Annotated in this window: 16 protein-coding genes; 7 read left to right on the top strand and 9 right to left on the bottom strand. The window is 63.4% G+C overall.

The window, feature by feature from the left end; genetic code table 11:
- Window positions 1-6 precede the first annotated feature (6 nt).
- Both maiA and ACF8Q6_RS20805 read left to right on the top strand, forming a co-directional pair.
- Complete coding sequence (gene maiA / locus ACF8Q6_RS20810) at window positions 7-648, top strand: maleylacetoacetate isomerase (RefSeq protein WP_265978903.1); 642 nt, start codon at window positions 7-9, stop codon at window positions 646-648.
- 29 nt (window positions 649-677) lie between these two features.
- Window positions 678-1,871, top strand: a complete 1,194-nt coding sequence (locus ACF8Q6_RS20805; RefSeq protein WP_392491420.1) for a 3-hydroxybenzoate 6-monooxygenase — start codon at window positions 678-680, stop codon at window positions 1,869-1,871.
- 17 nt (window positions 1,872-1,888) lie between these two features.
- Here the strand turns inward: ACF8Q6_RS20805 and ACF8Q6_RS20800 are convergent, their stop codons facing one another.
- Complete coding sequence (locus ACF8Q6_RS20800; RefSeq protein WP_004576704.1) at window positions 1,889-2,806, bottom strand: LysR family transcriptional regulator; 918 nt, start codon at window positions 2,804-2,806, stop codon at window positions 1,889-1,891.
- Between the two features lie 120 nt (window positions 2,807-2,926).
- On the opposite strand from ACF8Q6_RS20800, the gene ACF8Q6_RS20795 reads away from it, so the two are divergent.
- The 3 genes from ACF8Q6_RS20795 to ACF8Q6_RS20785 all read left to right on the top strand — a co-directional run bounded on the left by ACF8Q6_RS20795 (window position 2,927) and on the right by ACF8Q6_RS20785 (window position 5,633).
- Window positions 2,927-3,685 (top strand): 5-oxoprolinase subunit PxpA, encoded by a 759-nt coding sequence (locus ACF8Q6_RS20795; protein WP_392491418.1) that lies wholly within the window; start codon window positions 2,927-2,929, stop codon window positions 3,683-3,685.
- A 92-nt stretch (window positions 3,686-3,777) separates the two neighbouring features.
- Window positions 3,778-4,665, top strand: a complete 888-nt coding sequence (locus ACF8Q6_RS20790) for an allophanate hydrolase subunit 1 (protein ID WP_392491417.1) — start codon at window positions 3,778-3,780, stop codon at window positions 4,663-4,665.
- On the top strand, window positions 4,662-5,633 hold the full coding sequence (locus tag ACF8Q6_RS20785) for a biotin-dependent carboxyltransferase family protein (protein WP_392491416.1): 972 nt from the start codon (window positions 4,662-4,664) through the stop codon (window positions 5,631-5,633). The genes ACF8Q6_RS20790 and ACF8Q6_RS20785 overlap by 4 nt, the downstream gene beginning before the upstream one ends.
- 61 nt (window positions 5,634-5,694) lie before the next feature.
- Here the strand turns inward: ACF8Q6_RS20785 and ACF8Q6_RS20780 are convergent, their stop codons facing one another.
- A complete protein-coding gene (locus ACF8Q6_RS20780; protein ID WP_014861078.1) occupies window positions 5,695-6,543 on the bottom strand; it encodes a TIGR03915 family putative DNA repair protein in 849 nt (282 codons plus the stop codon).
- Window positions 6,534-7,754 carry a putative DNA modification/repair radical SAM protein gene (locus ACF8Q6_RS20775; RefSeq protein ID WP_003248106.1) on the bottom strand — a complete coding sequence of 407 codons (1,221 nt, stop codon included), beginning with the start codon at window positions 7,752-7,754 and terminating at the stop codon, window positions 6,534-6,536. Before ACF8Q6_RS20775 ends, ACF8Q6_RS20780 begins: the two co-directional genes overlap by 10 nt.
- Before the next feature lie 141 nt (window positions 7,755-7,895).
- On the opposite strand from ACF8Q6_RS20775, the gene mqo reads away from it, so the two are divergent.
- On the top strand, window positions 7,896-9,515 hold the full coding sequence (gene mqo, locus ACF8Q6_RS20770) for a malate dehydrogenase (quinone) (RefSeq protein WP_392493127.1): 1,620 nt from the start codon (window positions 7,896-7,898) through the stop codon (window positions 9,513-9,515).
- 9 nt (window positions 9,516-9,524) lie between these two features.
- On the opposite strand, the gene ACF8Q6_RS20765 is transcribed toward mqo, so the two are convergent.
- Window positions 9,525-10,853: a UDP-glucose dehydrogenase family protein gene (locus ACF8Q6_RS20765; protein ID WP_392493128.1), complete on the bottom strand. Its 1,329-nt coding sequence runs from the start codon at window positions 10,851-10,853 to the stop codon at window positions 9,525-9,527.
- Between the two features lie 244 nt (window positions 10,854-11,097).
- Between ACF8Q6_RS20765 and ACF8Q6_RS20760 the strand changes: the two genes are divergently transcribed.
- On the top strand, window positions 11,098-12,144 hold the full coding sequence (locus tag ACF8Q6_RS20760; RefSeq protein WP_392493130.1) for a class I SAM-dependent methyltransferase: 1,047 nt from the start codon (window positions 11,098-11,100) through the stop codon (window positions 12,142-12,144).
- Between the two features lie 131 nt (window positions 12,145-12,275).
- Here the strand turns inward: ACF8Q6_RS20760 and ACF8Q6_RS20755 are convergent, their stop codons facing one another.
- From ACF8Q6_RS20755 to ACF8Q6_RS20735, 5 genes are all read right to left on the bottom strand, one after another.
- On the bottom strand, window positions 12,276-13,520 hold the full coding sequence (locus tag ACF8Q6_RS20755) for a saccharopine dehydrogenase family protein (RefSeq protein ID WP_003248123.1): 1,245 nt from the start codon (window positions 13,518-13,520) through the stop codon (window positions 12,276-12,278).
- Between the two features lie 32 nt (window positions 13,521-13,552).
- The gene (gene nspC / locus ACF8Q6_RS20750) at window positions 13,553-14,650 is read right to left on the bottom strand and encodes a carboxynorspermidine decarboxylase (RefSeq protein WP_003248125.1); all 1,098 of its coding nucleotides are present in this window, start codon (window positions 14,648-14,650) and stop codon (window positions 13,553-13,555) included.
- A gap of 185 nt (window positions 14,651-14,835) precedes the next feature.
- Complete coding sequence (locus ACF8Q6_RS20745; protein ID WP_392490104.1) at window positions 14,836-15,753, bottom strand: pyridoxal-phosphate dependent enzyme; 918 nt, start codon at window positions 15,751-15,753, stop codon at window positions 14,836-14,838.
- Window positions 15,750-16,424: a transcriptional regulator gene (locus tag ACF8Q6_RS20740; RefSeq protein WP_392490105.1), complete on the bottom strand. Its 675-nt coding sequence runs from the start codon at window positions 16,422-16,424 to the stop codon at window positions 15,750-15,752. The genes ACF8Q6_RS20745 and ACF8Q6_RS20740 overlap by 4 nt, the downstream gene beginning before the upstream one ends.
- An 82-nt stretch (window positions 16,425-16,506) precedes the next feature.
- A complete protein-coding gene (locus ACF8Q6_RS20735; RefSeq protein WP_392490106.1) occupies window positions 16,507-18,210 on the bottom strand; it encodes an amidase in 1,704 nt (567 codons plus the stop codon).
- Window positions 18,211-18,376 lie beyond the last annotated feature (166 nt).

Genomic DNA, 18,376 nt, shown 5'->3' with positions numbered 1-18,376 from the left:
ACTGCCATGCAGCTCTACAGCTTTTTCAACAGTTCCACCTCGTACCGTGTGCGCATTGCCCTGGCCCTGAAAGGCCTGGAGGTGGAGTACCACGGCGTCAACCTGCGCGCCGGTGAACAACGCCAGGCGCCGCACCGTGCGCTCAGCCCCATCGGGGGCGTGCCGGTACTGGTGGACAACGATTCTGTCAGCCTGACCCAGTCACTGGCGATCATCGACTACCTCGACGCGCGCTATCCGCAGGCGCCGTTGCTGCCCGGCGACCCCTTGCTGCGTGCCCGGGTGCTGGAGGTGGCGCAACTGATCGCATCCGACATCCACCCGCTCAACAACCTGCGCGTGCTTGGTTACCTGCAAGGTGTGCTGAACGTAGGGCCTGAGGAAAAGGACCGTTGGTACGCGCACTGGGTCGCCGAGGGGCTTGCCGCCCTCGAAGCCCTGCTGCAACGCCATGGCGAAGGCCCCTACTGCTTTGGTGCACAGCCGACCCTGGCCGACTGCTGCCTGGTGCCGCAAGTGGCGAACGCCGAACGCATGGGCTGTGACCTGCACGCTTACCCACGAGTGATGGCGGTGTACGACCACTGCCAGGCGCAACCCGCCTTCCAGCGTGCTGCGCCCGGCCGCCAAGCCGATTTCATCCAATAAAAACCGCAGCCTGTACGGAGACCCCAACCATGACTGCCCAACAACAAAAAATCATCATCGTCGGCGGGGGCATCGGTGGCCTTGCTGCCGCCCAGGCCCTGACCGCCCAAGGTATCCAGGTGCTGCTGCTGGAACAGGCCGAGCATATCGGTGAAATCGGCGCCGGTATCCAGCTTGGCCCTAACGCCTATGCCGCGCTGGATGCGCTGGGTGTCGGCGATGCTGCGCGCAATCGCTCGGTGTTTACCGACCACCTGATCATGATGGACGCCATCGATGCCCACGAAGTGGGGCGTGTTGAAGTCGGCGAGCGTTTTCGCCAGCGTTTCGGCAACCCGTATGGTGTGATTCATCGTGCCGACATTCACCTGTCGATCCTTGAAGCCGTGCAGCAGAATCCGCTGATCCGTTTCCAAACCTCGACGCTTATCGCCGGCATGGAGATGGACGACCATGGCGTGACCCTGACCGACAGCAAGGGCAACCGCTACCAGGCCGACGCGGTGATTGGCTGCGACGGGGTGAAGTCGGTGATCCGCGAGCGTATGGTTGGCGACCCGGCAAGGGTCACCGGGCACGTGGTGTATCGCGCTGTGGTGGATGTGCAGAACATGCCCGAAGATCTGCGCGTCAACGCGCCGATGCTGTGGGCCGGCCCGCGCTGCCACCTGGTGCACTACCCGCTGCGCGGCGGCCAGCAGTACAACCTGGTGGTGACTTTCCATAGCCGTAACGAGGAACAGTGGGGCGTGACCGACGGCAGCAAGGAAGAGGTACTGTCGTATTTCGAGGGCATTCACCCGCGGCCCCGGCAGATGCTCGACCGGCCTACCTCCTGGCGCCGCTGGGCCACCGCCGACCGCGACCCGGTGGAGCAGTGGGGAGAAGGGCGGGCGACCCTGCTGGGCGATGCTGCTCACCCGATGACCCAGTACCTGGCCCAAGGCGCGTGCATGGCGCTGGAGGACGCCGTGGTGCTAGGGGAGGCGGTGAAGGCGTGTGAGCATGACTTGCAGGCGGCGTTGCGCCTGTACGAATCAATCCGCATACCCCGTACCGCACGGGTGCTGTGGTCGGCGCGGGAAATGGGGCGGCTTTACCATGCCAAGGGCATCGAGCGGCTGGTGCGCAACCAGCTGTGGGAAGGCCGTTCGCAGGAGCAGTTCTACGATGCCGTGCAGTGGTTGTATGGCTGGAACATCGAAACCTGCCTGAAACGCTGATGACAGGCCCGGCAGGCTCAGCGCCGGGCCGACAACTGCTGCGGTGCCAGAAACGCATCATGGAAGTAATTGCGCACCGCCTGCATCGCCGGGCTGAATGCCCGTTCCCGATGCCAGGCCAACCCCACGCTCATCGGTGTGACCGGGTCGCTGATGGTCACCGTCTCGATGCGCTTGCCCTCCAGCGACCACGGCCGGTGCACCAGGTCCGACAGGATCGCCACTCCGCTGCCATTGGCGACCATGCTGCGCACGGCCTCCACCGAGCTGGTCCGCACCCTTACGCTTGGCCGTTGGCCGGCCTGCTCCCAGTAGCGCATGGCACTGTGCTCGGCCTCATCCACGGTCAACAGAATGAACGGCTCACAGGCCACATCGGCCAGGCTCACGGCCGAGCGCTCGCACAGTGGGTGATGCCCGGGCAGCCACAGCCGGCGCTCGGAGTTGAACAGGGTTTCCGAGACGATGTCGGGGTGGGTGAGGTTGGCGGTGAGCACCACCGCCATGTCGAAACGCCCCTCCAGCAGGCCTTGCTCGATGGCGCTGCGCTCCTGCTCGTACAGCTCCAGGGTTACGTCCGGATGCCAGTGCTCCAGGCGCTGCAAGTGGTGCGGCAGGAAGTAGCCGATCACCGTGTAACTCGCCGCCAGGCGCAACAGGCCACTGGCACGCACGTCCGGAAGCGGGCTGTTCAACGCATCGTCGACACTGCGCAGGATGACGTAGGCACGGTTCAAGAAGTGCCGGCCGGCTTCGGTCAGGCTCATGCCTTGGGCCGAGCGCTGGAACAACAGCACGCCGAGCATCGCTTCCAACTCCTTGATGGCCGTGGTCACTGCCGACTGGGAGATGTTCAGGTGGATTGCCGCTTGGGAGATCTGGCCGATTTCAGCGGTGGCAACGAAGTAGCGGACCTGGCGCAAGGTGAGTGACACGGTAGGCTCCCGAGGTATCTGATTTTCAGAAGACACCCCATCTGTTTATAGATCTTCCCAAGGGGGAGTAGAGAATCTAACGTGGCTTGCATGCAGTCACAAGTGCCAGGAGACGCGGTCATGCAAGCAGTGGATTTCAACTCGGACATGGGTGAGGGCTTTGGCCCGTGGACAATTGGCGACGGCGTCGATCACGAACTGATGGGCTACATCAGCAGCGCCAACATCGCCACCGGTTTCCATGCTGGCGACCCCGGCACCATGCGCCGCACCGTCGAGCGCGCCAAGGCCCTTGGGGTTGCGGTGGGAGCACACCCGGGTTTCCGCGACCTGGTCGGCTTTGGCCGCCGGCACATCAATGCCTCGGCGCAGGAACTGGTGGACGACATGCTCTATCAATTGGGCGCGCTGCGTGAAATCGCTCGTGCCCAGGGCGTGCGTCTGCAGCACATCAAACCGCACGGGGCGTTGTACATGCACCTGGCGCGTGACGAAGAAGCCGCGCGCTTGCTGGTGGAAAACCTGCGGGTGATCGAGCCGGAACTGCTGCTGTTCTGCATGCCAGGTTCGGTGATCTGCCGCATTGCCCAGGAACTGGGGCAGCCGGTGATTCGCGAGTTCTATGCCGACCGCGAGTACGACCTGAGCGGGTCGATCGTGTTTACCCGCAATGTGCGTGGCTACGAGCCCCAGGCCGTCGCCGAGCGGGTGCTGCGTGCTTGTCGCCAAGGCGTGGTGCGCACGGTCGAAGGCCAGGACCTGGCGATCGAATTCGATTCCATTTGCCTGCACAGTGACACCCCGGGCGCGCTGGACCTGGTCGAGGCCACGCGCAGGGAACTGGATGCAGCCGGCATCGTGGTGCGGGCACCGCGCTGAACCCGTCAGGCATCCGGCAAACCGACAAACCGGAGCCCGTGCATCTTGTTTTCGCCTGCCTTTCTATAAAGATTCCAAGAAAAGGAACTGTCATGGCCGAACCGCTTGCTACAACCCCGATCCGTTACAGCTTCGGCGCCGACGAGCACCTGTTTGCCGAAGTCAGCGAAAGCATGTCGCTGGAGGCCTTTTTCAAGGGTATGGCCGTCACCCGTGCGGTGGAGCGCATGGCCCTGGATGGCGTGCTTGATGTGTGCCTGGCCAACGCGTCGTTCCAGGTCCGCTTCGACCCGGACCGTATCGCCCCCGAGGCACTGCTCGAAGCCGTGCGCGGCGCCGAAGCGCAGGCGGTGGCCGAGCGTTCGTTGCAGACGCGGATCATCGAGATCCCGGTGCTGTACAACGACCCCTGGACCCATGAAACCCTGATGCGCTTTCGGGATCGCCACCAGGACCCCACCAGCACTGACCTGGAGTACGCCGCGCGCATCAACGGCCTGGCCGATGTCGAGGCCTTCATCGCCGCCCACAGTGGCGCGCCATGGTTCGTGTCGATGGTCGGTTTTGTTGCCGGCCTGCCGTTCATGTTCCAGATGGTCGAGCGCCAGCGGCAGCTGCAGGTGCCCAAGTACCTGCGCCCCCGTACCGATACGCCCAAGCTCACCCTGGGCCATGGCGGCTGCTTTGGTTGCATCTACTCGGTGCGCGGGGCCGGGGGCTACCAGATGTTCGGCGTCACCCCGGCACCGATCTACGACCCGCATCAGACCTTGAATTACCTGAAAGAGCACATGGTGTTCTTCCGCCCGGGTGACATCGTGCAGTTCAAGCCTATCGACCGCCGCACCTACGACCAGGCGGTGGCGGAGGTGGAGGATGGCTGCTTCGACCTGCGCATTCGCCCGGTGGCGTTTTCCCTGGACGCCTTCCTCGCCGACCCGGTCGGCTACCCCAAATCGTTGCAGGAGGTACTGGCATGATCAAGGTACTCAAACCGGGCTTGGCCACGTCTGTACAGGACCTGGGCCGCGAAGGTTACTACCACCTGGGCATTCCACCGTCCGGCGCACTCGACCAGTACGCCTTGAGCGCAGCCAACCACCTAGTGGGCAACCCGGCCGGCGCTGCGGGCCTGGAGTGCGCGCTGGTGGGGCCGGAGCTGGAGTTCCAGCAGGACGCACTGGTCGCTGTGTGCGGCGCGCAGATGCCAGCGTTGCTCGATGGCCGCGAGCAGCGCCCGGACACGGCGTTTGCCGTGCGGGCCGGGCAAGTGTTGCGTTTCGGCTTTCCAACAGCGGGCGCCCGGGCCTACCTGGCAGTGGCCGGAGGCATCGATGTGCCCGAGGTACTGGGTAGCCGGTCCACCTACGCGCTGGGCGCGTTGGGTGGCTTTCATGGGCGCAAACTGATGGTGGGCGACCTGCTGCCGGTCGGCGTGCCCAGCGGCAAGACCCGTGCCGGTGCAAGCTTGCCCATGGCCCTGCGTCAGGCGTTGGGGGGCGAGGTGGTGTTGCGGGTGGTGCCTGGGCTGTACTTCCACCGCCTGACCGAAGCTGCAGCGCAACGTTTCTTCACCGATGCCTGGACCGTTGGCTCCGAAGCGGACCGCATCGGTTATCGCTACAAAGGCGGCAGCGCCTTGAGTTTCCAACCGCGCGAGCAGCCGTTCGGTGCGGGGTCGGACCCGTCCAATATCGTCGACAGCTGCTACCCGATCGGATCGATCCAGGTGCCGGCAGGGTTGGAACCGATCATCCTGCATCGCGATGCAGTGTCGGGGGGCGGCTACGCCATGATCGGCACGGTGATCAGTGCCGACCTCGACCTGATCGGGCAGATGCAGCCCAACCAGCAGGCGCGGTTCCTGCCGGTGAGCCTGGAGCAGGCGCTGGAGGCGCGGCGCTCGTACAAGAAGAAGCTGGCCTGCCTGGCCAGGCTCTTCAGTTGAGCATGATGTTTTCGCTGTAGCAGCGGCCTTGTGCCCGACGGGGCCGCAACGGGTTGCGCGGCTACGCCGAGCGCGCAGGTTTGCTGATGGTCTTGCCGGTTTGCGAGGCCACCTCAAGGGCTTGGCCATCCCGCTGTTTGCCTTGGCGCGCCAGGCCTTCAAGTTGCGGTATCAGCATGCCTTCCGGCAAATGCCGCCAGAACCGCCCAGGCATGTGCAGGCGCAAGGCGTCCGGGTTGAGGCGGGCCGGGTTGAAGGTGTGGCGGTAGTAGGTGCGCCAGAGTTCGGCGCCGGGGTCTTCGGCGTTGCGGGCCCACTGGCGCCAGGGCTCGGGGCACTGTCGCTGGTAGTCGAACGACTGGCCGTCGAAGCGAATGCCATCCTGTGGCGTGGCAATCAACCAGCGCAAACGCCCCAGGCGGTCGGCAAAATGCGCGCTGGCACTGTGCAGAATGTCGTGTGCCGGCTCGTGATAGGCCACCAGTTCCAGTTGCAAATGCTCAGCCAGTTCATCAGGCAACGGCACGAAGCGTACAAACGCGTGCAAGTGATGCGCCTCGCGGGTTACCTGCTTGATGCGCCGTTGCAGCTCACTGCCCAGCCGGTCACCGGCCAGCATTGCCGTGCGGTCGCCATGGGCGACGCGCCACAGCACTTCATACAGCAGGTTCCAGCGCTGTTCGCCACGGTAGCGAGAGGCCTGCTCCAACTGGCTCAGCAGTGCGGCCGGGACTTTGGCCCGGAAAGGGCCAGGCCCTTCAGGCGGCGCTGCCGGCACGGCCAGCAGGTCCGCCATCGGGCCTTGCGACCAGGTGACTTCCGACGGGTCGATGCCATGGCTCAACAACACCCGGGCCTGGTCGCGCCAGGTGGCGAACAGGTCGTCGCAGTCGAGTGCGATCACCCCCATAACCCCATCTGCACGGGCGCTGGCGGCTCACTCAAGCGCGCGCGCAGCAAGCCGCTGCGCAGCTCGGCCTGGGCGGGGCGGTAGTCACTGGTGACGATGAACGGCCGTGCCTTGTCCAGCACGCAGCGCAGCTGGATCAGGTCGTCATAACGGATGCGCCGCTCCCGCCGCAGGGCGACCAGGCGCTGTACGCTGCGCAGGCCGATGCCGGGGATACGCGCCAGTAGCGCAGGTTCCGCGCGGTTCACGTCCAGCGGGAAGACTTCGCGATTGGCCAGCGCCCAGGCCAGCTTGGGGTCGATGTCCAGTGCCAGGTTGCCGCTGTGGCCCAGAAGCTCGCCAGCCTTGTAGCCATAGCCACGCAGCAGGAAGTCGGCTTGATAGAGGCGGTGTTCGCGCAGCAGCGGTGGTGCGGCGAGGGGCACGCTGCCGGGGCTGTCGGGGATCGGGCTGAAGGCGGAGTAGTACACGCGCTTGAGGCCGTAGCCCTGGTACAGCGACTCGGCATTGCGCAGCAACGTACTGTCGTCGGTGCTGTCGGCGCCGACGATGACTTGGGTGCTTTGCCCGGCCGGGGTAAAGCGCGGCGCCCTGGGCTCGTTGGCCACGGCCTGCTGGCCCTGATGAATCACGCCCATGGCCTGGCGAATGGTGCGCCCTTGCTTTTCCGGCGCCAGGCGCTTGAGGCTGGCGTCGGTGGGCAGTTCGATGTTGACGCTGAGGCGGTCGGCCAGGCGCCCGGCCTCTTCGATCAGCAGCGGGTCGGCATCGGGGATGGCCTTTAGGTGGATGTAGCCGCGGAAGCTGTGCTCTTCGCGCAGCAGCCGGGCCACACGGATCAGCTGCTCCATGGTGTAGTCCGCCGAGCGGATGATGCCGGAGCTGAGGAACAGGCCGCTGATGCAGTTGCGCCGGTAGAAGTCCAGGGTCAGGCGTACCACTTCCTCGGGGCTGAAGCGCGCGCGTGGCACGTTGCTGGAGCGGCGGTTGACGCAGTACTGGCAGTCATACAGGCAGAAGTTGGTCAGCAGTACCTTGAGCAGTGATACGCAGCGGCCGTCGGGGGTGTAGCTGTGACAGATACCCATGCCATTGGTAGCGCCCAGGCCGTCAGCGCCGCGCGAGTTACGCTTGGGCGCGCCGCTGCTGGCGCAAGATGCGTCGTACTTGGCGGCATCGGCCAGGATGCCGAGTTTGGCGATGAGTTGCATGGCGCTGTCTCGCAATACTGAATATTCATACAGTATTTTGAGATTTGATGGATTGCAAGCAGTTTGCGCCAGCCATGCCCGACCCTAACCGTCAGCTAAGCTTTGGCTGAGTCTTGCAGGCAACGAGGCATGGGAGAGGTTATGACGATCACCATCAAGCCAACATTGGCGCTGGCCGGTCTGGCGTGGGCAATCGCTATGCTCAATGCCCAGGCTGCAGAAACCCGAAAGGTCGATGTGCTGCTGGTAGGCGGCGGCATCATGAGTTCCACCTTGGCTGTGTGGCTCAACGAACTGGAACCCGGCTGGTCGATGGAAATGGTCGAGCGCCTGGACAAGGTGGCCGAAGAAAGCTCCAACGGCTGGAACAATGCGGGTACCGGCCACTCGGCCCTGGCTGAGCTGAACTACACGCCGGAAAAAGACGGCAAGATCGACATCAGCAAAGCGGTGGAAATCAACGAATCTTTCCAGGTGACCCGGCAGTTCCTTGCCTGGCAAGTGAAACAGGGCGTGCTGAAAAACCCGCATTCGTTCATCAACACCACCCCGCACATGAGCTTTGTCTGGGGCGATGACAATATCCGCTTCCTGAAGAAGCGCTACGAGGCGCTGCAGGCCAGCCCCCTGTTCAAACCCATGCAGTATTCCGAAGACCACGAGCAGATCCGCAAGTGGGTACCCTTGATGATGGAAGGGCGTGACCCCAATCAGAAGCTGGCCGTGACCTGGACGCCGATCGGCACCGACGTCAACTTTGGCGAGATCACCCGGCAGTATGTGGGTTACCTGCAGACGCGGCCGAACTTCGATCTCAAGCTGTCGAGCGAAGTGCAGGACATCACCCGTAACGACGACGGTTCCTGGCACGTCGAGTACAAGAACCTGAAGAATGGCAGCAAGGCAGCCACCGATGCCCGGTTCCTGTTCATCGGCGCTGGCGGGGCGGCACTGCGGCTGCTGCAGAAGTCGGGTATCGACGAGGCCAAGGACTATGGCGGCTTCCCGGTCGGTGGCTCGTTCCTGGTCACTGACAACCCGGCTATCGCCCAGCGTCACATGGCCAAGGCCTATGGCATTGCCGCAACCGGTGCGCCGCCCATGTCGGTGCCGCACCTGGACACCCGGGTACTTGATGGCAAGCGCCTGATCCTGTTTGGGCCGTTCGCCACCTTCTCGACCAAGTTCCTCAAGCAGGGCTCATTGCTCGACCTGCTCGCCAGTACCAGCGTGCACAATGCCTGGCCGATGGTGCGGGTAGGGGTACGCGAGTTCGACCTGGTGCAGTACCTGATCGGGCAGGTGCTGCAATCGGACGATGACCGCTTCGAAGCGCTGCGCACCTACTTCCCCGAGGCGAAGAAAGAAGACTGGCGGCTGTGGCAGGCGGGCCAGCGGGTGCAAATCATCAAGAAAGACGAAGCGTTGGGCGGTGTGCTCAAGCTCGGTACCGAGGTGGTGACGTCCAGGGACGGCAGTATCGCCGGCTTGCTGGGGGCCTCACCCGGTGCGTCGACCGCTGCGCCTATCATGCTCGACGTGTTGAACAAGGTGTTCAAGAACAAGGTGGCGTCGCCCGAGTGGCAGGCCAAGATCAAACAGATCATCCCGTCCTATGGCATCCGCCTGAACGACCACCCGGATCAGCTAGAGAAGGAGTGGGCATATACCAACGAGGTGCTGCAGCTTGAGCCGCCTGTCAGTCCACAGCGCCCTGAGTCGATAAGACCGGCTGACAGCCAGGGAGTGGCCAGCCGGTAATCATTGCAGTCAAGCTGGCGCAATCTTGCCACGTCCGATGCCGTAGTAAGTCAGCCCTGCCGAGGCCATGTGCTCGGGTTCGTACAGGTTGCGGCCATCGAACACCACCCGGTCGGCCAACTGCTGCGGCACCTCGTCCAGGTTGAGCACACGGTAGTCCTGCCATTCGGTGACAATCACCAGGGCATCGGCGCCCCGCAACGCATCGTCCTTGCAGGGCACCAGTTGCAGGTCGGCACGCGGGCCGTAGTGGCGCCGGATTTCTTCCATGGCCTGAGGGTCGTGGGCCTGCACTCGTGCGCCCGCGGACCACAACGCTTCCAGCAGGACCCGGCTGGAGGCTTCGCGGATATCATTGGTATTAGGCTTGAACGACAACCCCCACAGGGCAAACACCTTGCCCCGCAGGCCGCCAGGGTAGTGGCGCTGGATCTTGCTGAACAGCCGGCCCTTCTGCTGCTCGTTGACCGACTCTACTGCGCGCAGCAACTGCGTCTCGAAGCCCTCTGCCTCGGCACTGTGGCGCAGGGCTTGCAGGTCTTTGGGGAAGCACGAGCCGCCAAAACCGCAGCCGGCGTAGATGAAGTCATAACCGATGCGCGGGTCCGAGCCGATGCCACGGCGCACCATTTCGATGTCGGCCCCCAGGTGCTCGGCCAGGTTGGCGATTTCGTTGATAAAGGAAATCTTGGTGGCCAGCATGCAATTGGCTGCGTACTTGGTCAGCTCGGCACTGCGCGCGTCCATGACCATGAACTTTTCGCGGTTGCGGTTGAACGGCAGGTAAAGCTCGCGTAGCAACTCCACTTCGGCCGCTTCTGCGCCGCCGATGATGATGCGCTGGGGGCGCATGCAGTCATTCACCGCAGACCCTTCCTTGAGAAACTCCGGGTTGCTGATCACCTGGAAGCGGCTGGTATCGGCCACGGCCTGGGCGATGCGTGCCTTGATGCGGTGTACGGTACCCACCGGCACGGTGGACTTGTTGACGATTACTTTGGGCCCGTCAGCATGCTCGAGGATGCTGTCGACCACGGCGAAAACGTGCTTCAGGTCGGCACTGCCATCGGCTTGCGGCGGAGTACCGACGGCAATGAACTGCAACCGGGCATGGTTGGCAGCCACTGCGGCATCCGTGGTGAAGCGCAGCCGACCGCAGGCGAGGTTCTTTTCCAGCAGCGGCGCAAGGCCGGGCTCGAAGATCGGGCAATGGCCTTCACTCAGGCTGGCCACCCGATCGGCATCGACATCCATGCACAACACCGAATGGCCTACCTGGGCCAGGCACACCGCCTGGGTCAGGCCGACATAACCGGTTCCGAAAACCGTGACCTTCATTTGACAGCTCCTTGATAGGAAAGCTGAAAAAAAATGTCACATCGTTGTTTAGGAATTGTGACCTGAAGGATGTGCGCGTGGACCATATGGCCGTTATTCCACGTCGCCCAGGCAGAGCATCTAAACTTACTGACAGCTCGCGTTAGCGCGTTGTACCGCGAACGAAAACCCTTGAACCGACCACCGCCTTCCCGGAGCGGATGTCCCTCGTTGGCGATGGCCTTCTTGCAGAGGAGGGCAGGTCATGGACGAGGCAAGGCTTCACGATTTCATGGGCAAGCTGGTGGGCGACATGGGCGCAGCGGCGACGCTGGCCAATGTCATTCTCGGCGATGAACTGGGGCTGTACCGGGCCATGGCCGACAGCCAGGCGGTCACCCCTGAGCAACTGGCGGAAAAGACCGGCTGCCACCCGCGGCTGGTGCGCGAATGGTTGAATGCCCAGGCGGCATCGGGCTACATGGTCCATGACAAGGGTAGTTTTGTGCTGCCTGAAGAACAGGCCATGGCCCTGGCGCTGGAGGACTCCCCGGCCTACATGGCCGGCGGCGCGTCAGTGGTGGCGGCGCTGTTCCATGACAAGGACAAGCTGGTAGCCGCCATGCGCGGCGATGGCGGGTTGGCCTGGGGCGATCACCACCCGTGCATGTTCAGCGGTACCGAGCGGTTTTTCCGGCCGGGGTATCGCACCTTCCTGGTAGCGGATTGGCTGCCGGCACTGGAGGGTGTGGTGGCCAAGCTGCAGGCGGGCGCCAAGGTGGCGGATGTGGGCTGCGGTCATGGTGCCTCGACGCTGGTGATGGCGCAGGCGTTTCCGGCGTCGACCTTCGTGGGGTACGACTATCATCAGCCTTCGATCGTCACCGCCAACGCGCGTGCGCGTGAAGCGGGGTTGGAGTCGCGGGTGAGCTTCCAGCAGGCCAGCGCCAAGGAGTACCCGGGGCATGACCATGACCTGGTGTGCTTCTTCGATTGCCTGCACGACATGGGTGACCCGGTCGGGGCAGCCAGGCATGCCTACCATGCTTTGAAAGCGGATGGCACGGTCATGCTGGTGGAGCCTTATGCCGAGGACTCGCTGGAGGGTAACCTGACACCGGTCGGGCGCTTGTTCTATGCGGCGTCGACGTTTATCTGCACGCCCAATTCGTTGTCGCAGGAAGTGGGGCTGGGGTTGGGTGCGCAGGCCGGGGAGGCGCGATTGCGGGCGGTCTTCGAGGAGGCAGGGTTCAGCAGGTTCCGGCGGGCGACGCAGACGCCGTTCAACCTGATTCTGGAGGCCCGCAAGTAGAGGGTGATCTTGCGCCGGCCTCTTCGCGGGCTTGCCCGCTCCCACAGGTTACGTGCTTGTTTTCAGGCCTGTGGCGATCCTGGACCTGGAAAGCAGAAGGGGGGCTGCATGGCACCCCTTCTGTTTGTTGCTTAGGCTTCAGCGTCCCAAGGACGATCGCCTTTTTCATCTTTGACGCGGGTCGGCAGGCCCATCACGTCCAGCGCCTTGAGGAACGGCTCGGCTGGCAGCTCCTCGACGTTGACCATGCGCTTGGCATCCCACTCGCCACGGGCTACCAGCAGGGCGGCAGCCACTGGCGGTACGCCGGCGGTGTAGGAAATGCCCTGGCTGTCGGTCTCGGCGTAGGCTTCTTCGTGGTCGGCCACGTTGTAGATGAACACTTCGCGCGGCTGGCCATCCTTGGTGCCTTTGACCAGGTCGCCGATGCAGGTCTTGCCGGTGTAGCCAGGGGCCAGCGAGGCCGGGTCTGGCAGTACAGCCTTGACCACTTTCAGCGGTACCACTTCCAGGCCTTCGGCGGTTTTCACCGGTTGCTCGCTGAGCAGGCCCAGGTTTTTCAAAACCGTGAACACGTTGATGTAGTGCTCGCCGAAGCTCATCCAGAAGCGCACGTTCGGGACGTTGAGGTTCTTCGAAATCGAGTGAACTTCATCGTGGCCGGTCAGGTACAGGTTTTGCGAGCCTACCACTGGCAGGTCGTCGGTACGCTTGACCTCGAACATGGTGTTGCTGGTCCACTGGCTGTTCTGCCAGCTCCACACTTGTCCGGTGAACTCGCGGAAGTTGATTTCCGGGTCGAAGTTGGTGGCAAAGTACTTGCCATGCGAACCGGCATTGACGTCGAGAATATCGATCGAATCAATGCTGTCGAAATACTGCTGCTGCGCCAGCTTGGCGTAGCTGTTCACCACACCCGGGTCGAAACCGACGCCGAGAATGGCGGTAATGTTCTTTGCCTGGCACTCTTCGAGGTGTTTCCACTCGTAGTTGCCGTACCACGGTGGGGTCTCGCAGATCTTGCCCGGCTCTTCGTGGATGGCGGTGTCCAGATAGGCGACACCCGTATCGATGCAAGCACGCAGCACCGACATGTTGAGGAAGGCGGAACCCACATTGATCACGATCTGCGATTCGGTTTCGCGGATCAGCGCCTTGGTTGCCTCGACATCGAGGGCATTGAGCGAGAAGGCCTGGATGTCGGCGGGTACCTTGAGGCTACCCTTGGCCTTGACGCTGTCGATGATGGCCTGGCATTTGGAGATGTTCCGTGACGCGATGGCGATACGACCCAGTTCGTCGTTATGCTGCGCGCACTTGTGGGCCACCACCTTGGCGACACCTCCTGCACCAATGATAAGAACGTTCTTCTTCAATTTACCCTTTGCTCCTTACTTGAAAGCCGGTCTTACGACAGGCTGGAAACGTAGTCTTCGAAACCGAACTCGCGGACGACTTCCACGCTGCCGTCGAGCTGCTTGACCACGATGGAAGGCATCTTCAGCCCGTTGAACCAGTTTTTCTTGACCATGGTGTAACCCGCCGTGTCGATGAACGACAGGCGATCGCCAATGGCCAGCGGACGGTCGAATTGGTACTCGCCGAAGATGTCACCGGCCAGGCATGACTTGCCGCAGACCATGTAGGTATGCTCGCCGTCATTGGGGGCCATCTTGGCGTTGAGGCGGTAGATCAGCAGGTCGAGCAGGTGCGCTTCGATCGAGCTGTCGACCACGGCCAGGTGCTTGCCGTTGTACAGGGTATCGAGCACGGTCACTTCCAGCGAGGCGCTGTTGGTGATGGCGGCTTCGCCCGGCTCCAGGTAAACCTGCACGCCGTATTTTTCCGAGAACGCCTTCAGGCGCGCGCAGAAGGCGTCTACTGCATAGTCTTCACCGGTGAAGTGAATGCCGCCACCCAGGCTGACCCACTCGACCTTGTGCAGCAGGTGGCCGAATCGCTCTTCGATGTGCGTGAGCATCTTGTCGAACAGGCCGAAGTCACCGTTCTCGCAGTTGTTGTGGAACATGAAACCGGAGATCTGTTCGATTACCTGTTCGATCTTGGCCGGGTCCCATTCGCCCAGGCGGCTGAACGGGCGGGCCGGGTCGGCCAGCAGGTAGTCGGAGCTGCTGACCTGCGGGTTGACGCGCAGACCACGCACCTTGCCTTCGGACTGTTCGGCAAAGCGTTGCAGCTGGCCGATCGAGTTGAAGATGATCTTGTCGCAGTTCTCAAGCATCTCCTCGACCTCGTCGTCGGCCCAGGCCACGCTATAGGCATGGGTTTCGCCGGCGAACTTCTGGCGGCCGAGCTTGAGCTCGAACAGGGAGGACGAGGTGGTACCGTCCATGTACTGCTGCATCAGGTCGAACACCGACCAGGTGGCGAAGCACTTGAGGGCGAGCAGCGCCTTGGCACCGGAGTGTTCGCGCACGTAGGCGATCTTCTCCATGTTGCTGAGCAGCTTGGTTTTATCGATGAGGTAATACGGCGTCTTGATCATTTAAAGGCCCCCGGCCAGGCCGGCCAAAAAAAGGACACGCATTGTGCCTTCACTTGCCGCAGACCGAAAGGGCGGGATACGCATTTCGTCAGGGTTGACGCTATTTCGAGGGCTTTTTCGGTTGCGGCGAGCCTAGTAGATCAGGTGCATGTGACTGTCGTAATCACCCCCGACAGATGGCAGCTTCAGTCTGCCTGCTGCAGCCAGGCCTGGATCTGCTCCAGTGTTGCGGTAGCGCCGCCGCAGACCACCACCAGGACATTGCGCAAGGCGCCCAGTGCCTTGGCATCATAGGCCACTGCCAACGCCGCCCCGCACGCGGGCTCGACCAGCACACGGTGGTCCAGCAAGAATCGCTCACAGGCCTCCAGCGCTGCGCGATCGCTGACCAGATGGCTGTGCACCGGATGCTGCTGCACGCACGTCAGCGCCTGATCAGCCACACGCTTGGCCCCCAGCGACGTGGCCACCGAGGCGATGCGCTCCAGCTCCACCGAATGCCCAGCCTGCATGGCCGCATACAGCGACGCCGCGCCCTCGGTTTCTACTGCCAGCACCGGCACATCGCCCCAGCCATTGCGCTTGAGCCCCTCTACCACGCCACTGAGCAAGCCGCCCCCGCCGACTGACAACACCACCGCGTCCGGCTTCAGGCCGGCTTCGGCCACTTCATCCACCAGGCTGGCATGCCCGGCCCACAGCAGTGGGTCGTCGAATGGGTGGATGAAGGCATCGTTCGGGCCTACCAGTGTCTGTGCCAGGGCGTTGGCCTCTTGCCAGGAACTGCCGTGCACCACCACCCTGGCGTCTTCCAGGTGCAGCAACTGCTTGGCCCGTTCGGTGGTGGTTTCGGGTACCACCACGGTCACCGGCACCCCCAGCTTGCGTCCGGCGTAGGCGACTGCCAAACCGGCATTGCCACCTGACGAGGACACAAAGTGCCGGGCGCCACGCGCGTGGTGTACCTCGCAGGCGTGGCCTACACCGCGCAGTTTGAACGAACCGCAGGGTTGCAGGGCGTCGAGCTTGAGCCAGATATTACGACCGGCCGCCAACGACAGCGGGCGCGATTCGATCAGGGGGGTATGAATGTGCAAGGTCATTGGCTGGCTCCGCGTAGTTGCTCGAGGTAGTTGTAAATGGTGTAGCGCGTCACGCCGAGGGCGCTGGCAGCCTTCTCGACGCCGCCCTTGACGATGAACAGGCCGCGCTCCTGCATGACGCGCACGGCCTCGACCTTGGCCTGTTTGTTCATCCGCCCCTGGCCGCTGCGCTGCAGGGCAGCCTGGATGATCTCGCTCATCAGCAGCTCCATGTCGGCCGGTTCGTTGACCGCCGGTATGGCCCCCAGCGGCTGTAACTGCTGGAGAAAGCTCATGGCAGCATCCAGGCCAGTGACGTCGGTGTTGACGCACAGGCTGGCGAACGGGTGGCCGCTGCTGTCACGGAAGATTGCCGTGGCACTCCGTAGCGTGCGGCCTTTGAGCGTAGTGGGGTAATCGGGCAGCACCACCGGCTCACAGCCGTGCTGGTCGGCCGAGGCCTGCATCAGTGCCTTGAAACCCTGGTCATGCTCCGGTGCGGCGAGGATCGGGCTGCCCACGCTGCGGCCGGAAAGATGACCATTGACGATCGCCACCACCGAGTGTTCGGGGTGGTCAAGGTCGTGCAGGAGTATTTCCATGTTGCGCGCGGCAACGCTGCCCAGGGCCTGGATCGCGGCCTTGAGCACGGTGAGGGTGAGTTGGCGTTCTTCGCTGGGGGTGATAGGCATGGCAGACCGCAAAATCAACTGTTTGTGCATTTTTACACATATGGTTGAAATTCGCGATCTGCTTTTGCGGCCCCTGTAAGACTCAGCCGAGCGCCGGCGTGCGCGGCGGAACCATCCGGCGCGAGCCGGTGGCCTCGAACGCGGCAGCAAAACTCAGCAGCGCGTTGTCGCTATAGGCCTTCCCGGCAAAGGTCAGCCCCACCGGCATACCGATATCGGCCATCACGCCCATCGGCACGGTCACGGTCGGCACGCCCAGGTGACGGATTGCCAGGTTGCCGTTGGCTACCCAGATACCGTTGCTCCAGGCGATGTCGGCCGATACCGGGTTGATATCGGCATCGGCCGGGCCAACGTCGGCTACGGTGGGGAACAGCACCGCGTCCAGGCCCAGCTTGTCCATCCAGTCTTCCAGGTCGAGCTTACGGGTCTGCTCCAGCCCGCGCAGGCCGTCGGGCAGGGTCTCGATCTGGTCCCAGGTCTTCAGGCCACGTTTGGCCATGTTGACGTACTCGTCCATGCCGGCAGCCAGGTCATCTTCACGGTTGGGCAGGGTGCCCGGGTCGTGGGGGAAGATCTTCAGCCCGTCGACGTCGGCCAGGCGGTTAAGCTTGGGGTCATCGTTGGCGCGCAGGAAGTCGTCAAAGGCCCAGCCCGACAGTTCCCACAGTTCGTCATGCAGGAATGCCTTGCTGACGATGCCTCGGTTGTACACGGTCGGCGCGCCTGGGCGGTCGCCTTCGCAGTTGGACACCAACGGGAAGTCCACTTCCAGTACCTCGGCACCCGCCGCTTCCAGGGCCTGGCGTGCTTGTTGCCACAGGTCGATCACCGTGGCGCGGGTATTGATGCGTTGGCCGGTCGGCCCGCCGATGCCTGGCTTCTCGGCGGTGCCCGCTTCGGGATCGGCATTTATATACATGCGTGGTACGCCAAAGCGCTTGCCCTTGAGCGCGCTGGCATCCACCGCCAGTTCAAGGTAGGACGCCGGGCGTACCGTCGAGGCAGCCGGGATCGGCACCCACGGCTGCAGGCGCCATAGGTCGCCGCGCTTTTCGGCGTCATCGGCTACCACCACGTCGAGGATTTCAAGCAGGTCGGCCATGGTGCGGGCATAGGGCACCACCACGTCCATGGTCGGCGTCAGCGGCCAGTTGCCACGCACCGAAATCACCCCGCGCGACGGGGTGTAGGCGCACAGGCCGTTGTTGGACGCCGGGCCACGGCCGCTGGACCAGGTTTCTTCGGCCAGGCCAAAGGCGCTGAAGCTGGCGGCGGTGGCGGTACCGGCACCGTTGGACGAGCCCGAGGCGAAGGGCGCGGTCAGGTAGTTGGCGTTGTACGGGCTTTCGGCGCGCCCATAGACGCCGCGCTGCATGCCACCGTTAGCCATGGGCGGCATGTTGGTCTTGCCCAGGCACACGGCACCGGCGGCGCGCAGGCGCTCGATGGTGAAGGCGTCGCGCTGGGCGACCAGGTCCTTGAAGGCAGGGCTGCCGGAGGCGGCAGTCAAGCCTTTGACCAGGTAGCTGTCCTTGGCGGTGTAGGGGATGCCGTCCAGCGGGCTAAGCACCTGGCCCTTGGCACGACGGGCGTCGGAGGCCTCGGCTTCTTTCAGCGCCTCCGGGTTGCGTACCACTACGGCGTTAAGGGCAGTGGCGGTGTCGGCGCCATCGTAGGCGTCGATACGTGCCAGGTAGGCCTTGACCAGCTCGACCGCCGTCGTGCGGCCCGACTCGAGCGCGTCGCGCAGCTCGGCAATGGAAACCTCGGTTACCTCGATCATGCGTTCACCAAAAAAAATGTGCAGGTGGGGGCTAATGCGAGGAGTGTACAAGAAGGGCTTGCCGGACGCAGGTTTGCGCAGGGGCAAATGGTTTTATGCAGGGGGGCATTGTCGGGGGCATTCGCAGGTATTGCCCGGCCCATTGTGGGGGCGGCCTTTCAGTCAC

Source organism: Pseudomonas sp. GLN_2 (genome assembly GCF_043106005.1).
GTDB lineage: Bacteria > Pseudomonadota > Gammaproteobacteria > Pseudomonadales > Pseudomonadaceae > Aquipseudomonas > Aquipseudomonas alloputida.
Note: the sequence above shows the minus strand (reverse complement) of the source record. Positions and strands in the feature narration are given on the sequence as shown.

Coding starts and splice junctions, on each gene's coding strand:
- mqo (WP_392493127.1), top strand. CDS start 7,896: ATGACGATCACCATCAAGCCAACATTGGCGCTGGCCGGTCTGGCGTGG.
- ACF8Q6_RS20805 (WP_392491420.1), top strand. CDS start 678: ATGACTGCCCAACAACAAAAAATCATCATCGTCGGCGGGGGCATCGGT.
- ACF8Q6_RS20735 (WP_392490106.1), bottom strand. CDS start 18,210: ATGATCGAGGTAACCGAGGTTTCCATTGCCGAGCTGCGCGACGCGCTC.
- ACF8Q6_RS20740 (WP_392490105.1), bottom strand. CDS start 16,424: ATGCCTATCACCCCCAGCGAAGAACGCCAACTCACCCTCACCGTGCTC.
- nspC (WP_003248125.1), bottom strand. CDS start 14,650: ATGATCAAGACGCCGTATTACCTCATCGATAAAACCAAGCTGCTCAGC.
- ACF8Q6_RS20790 (WP_392491417.1), top strand. CDS start 3,778: ATGGCCGAACCGCTTGCTACAACCCCGATCCGTTACAGCTTCGGCGCC.
- ACF8Q6_RS20775 (WP_003248106.1), bottom strand. CDS start 7,754: ATGCAACTCATCGCCAAACTCGGCATCCTGGCCGATGCCGCCAAGTAC.
- ACF8Q6_RS20745 (WP_392490104.1), bottom strand. CDS start 15,753: ATGACCTTGCACATTCATACCCCCCTGATCGAATCGCGCCCGCTGTCG.
- ACF8Q6_RS20765 (WP_392493128.1), bottom strand. CDS start 10,853: ATGAAGGTCACGGTTTTCGGAACCGGTTATGTCGGCCTGACCCAGGCG.
- maiA (WP_265978903.1), top strand. CDS start 7: ATGCAGCTCTACAGCTTTTTCAACAGTTCCACCTCGTACCGTGTGCGC.
- ACF8Q6_RS20780 (WP_014861078.1), bottom strand. CDS start 6,543: ATGGGGGTGATCGCACTCGACTGCGACGACCTGTTCGCCACCTGGCGC.
- ACF8Q6_RS20760 (WP_392493130.1), top strand. CDS start 11,098: ATGGACGAGGCAAGGCTTCACGATTTCATGGGCAAGCTGGTGGGCGAC.
- ACF8Q6_RS20785 (WP_392491416.1), top strand. CDS start 4,662: ATGATCAAGGTACTCAAACCGGGCTTGGCCACGTCTGTACAGGACCTG.
- ACF8Q6_RS20795 (WP_392491418.1), top strand. CDS start 2,927: ATGCAAGCAGTGGATTTCAACTCGGACATGGGTGAGGGCTTTGGCCCG.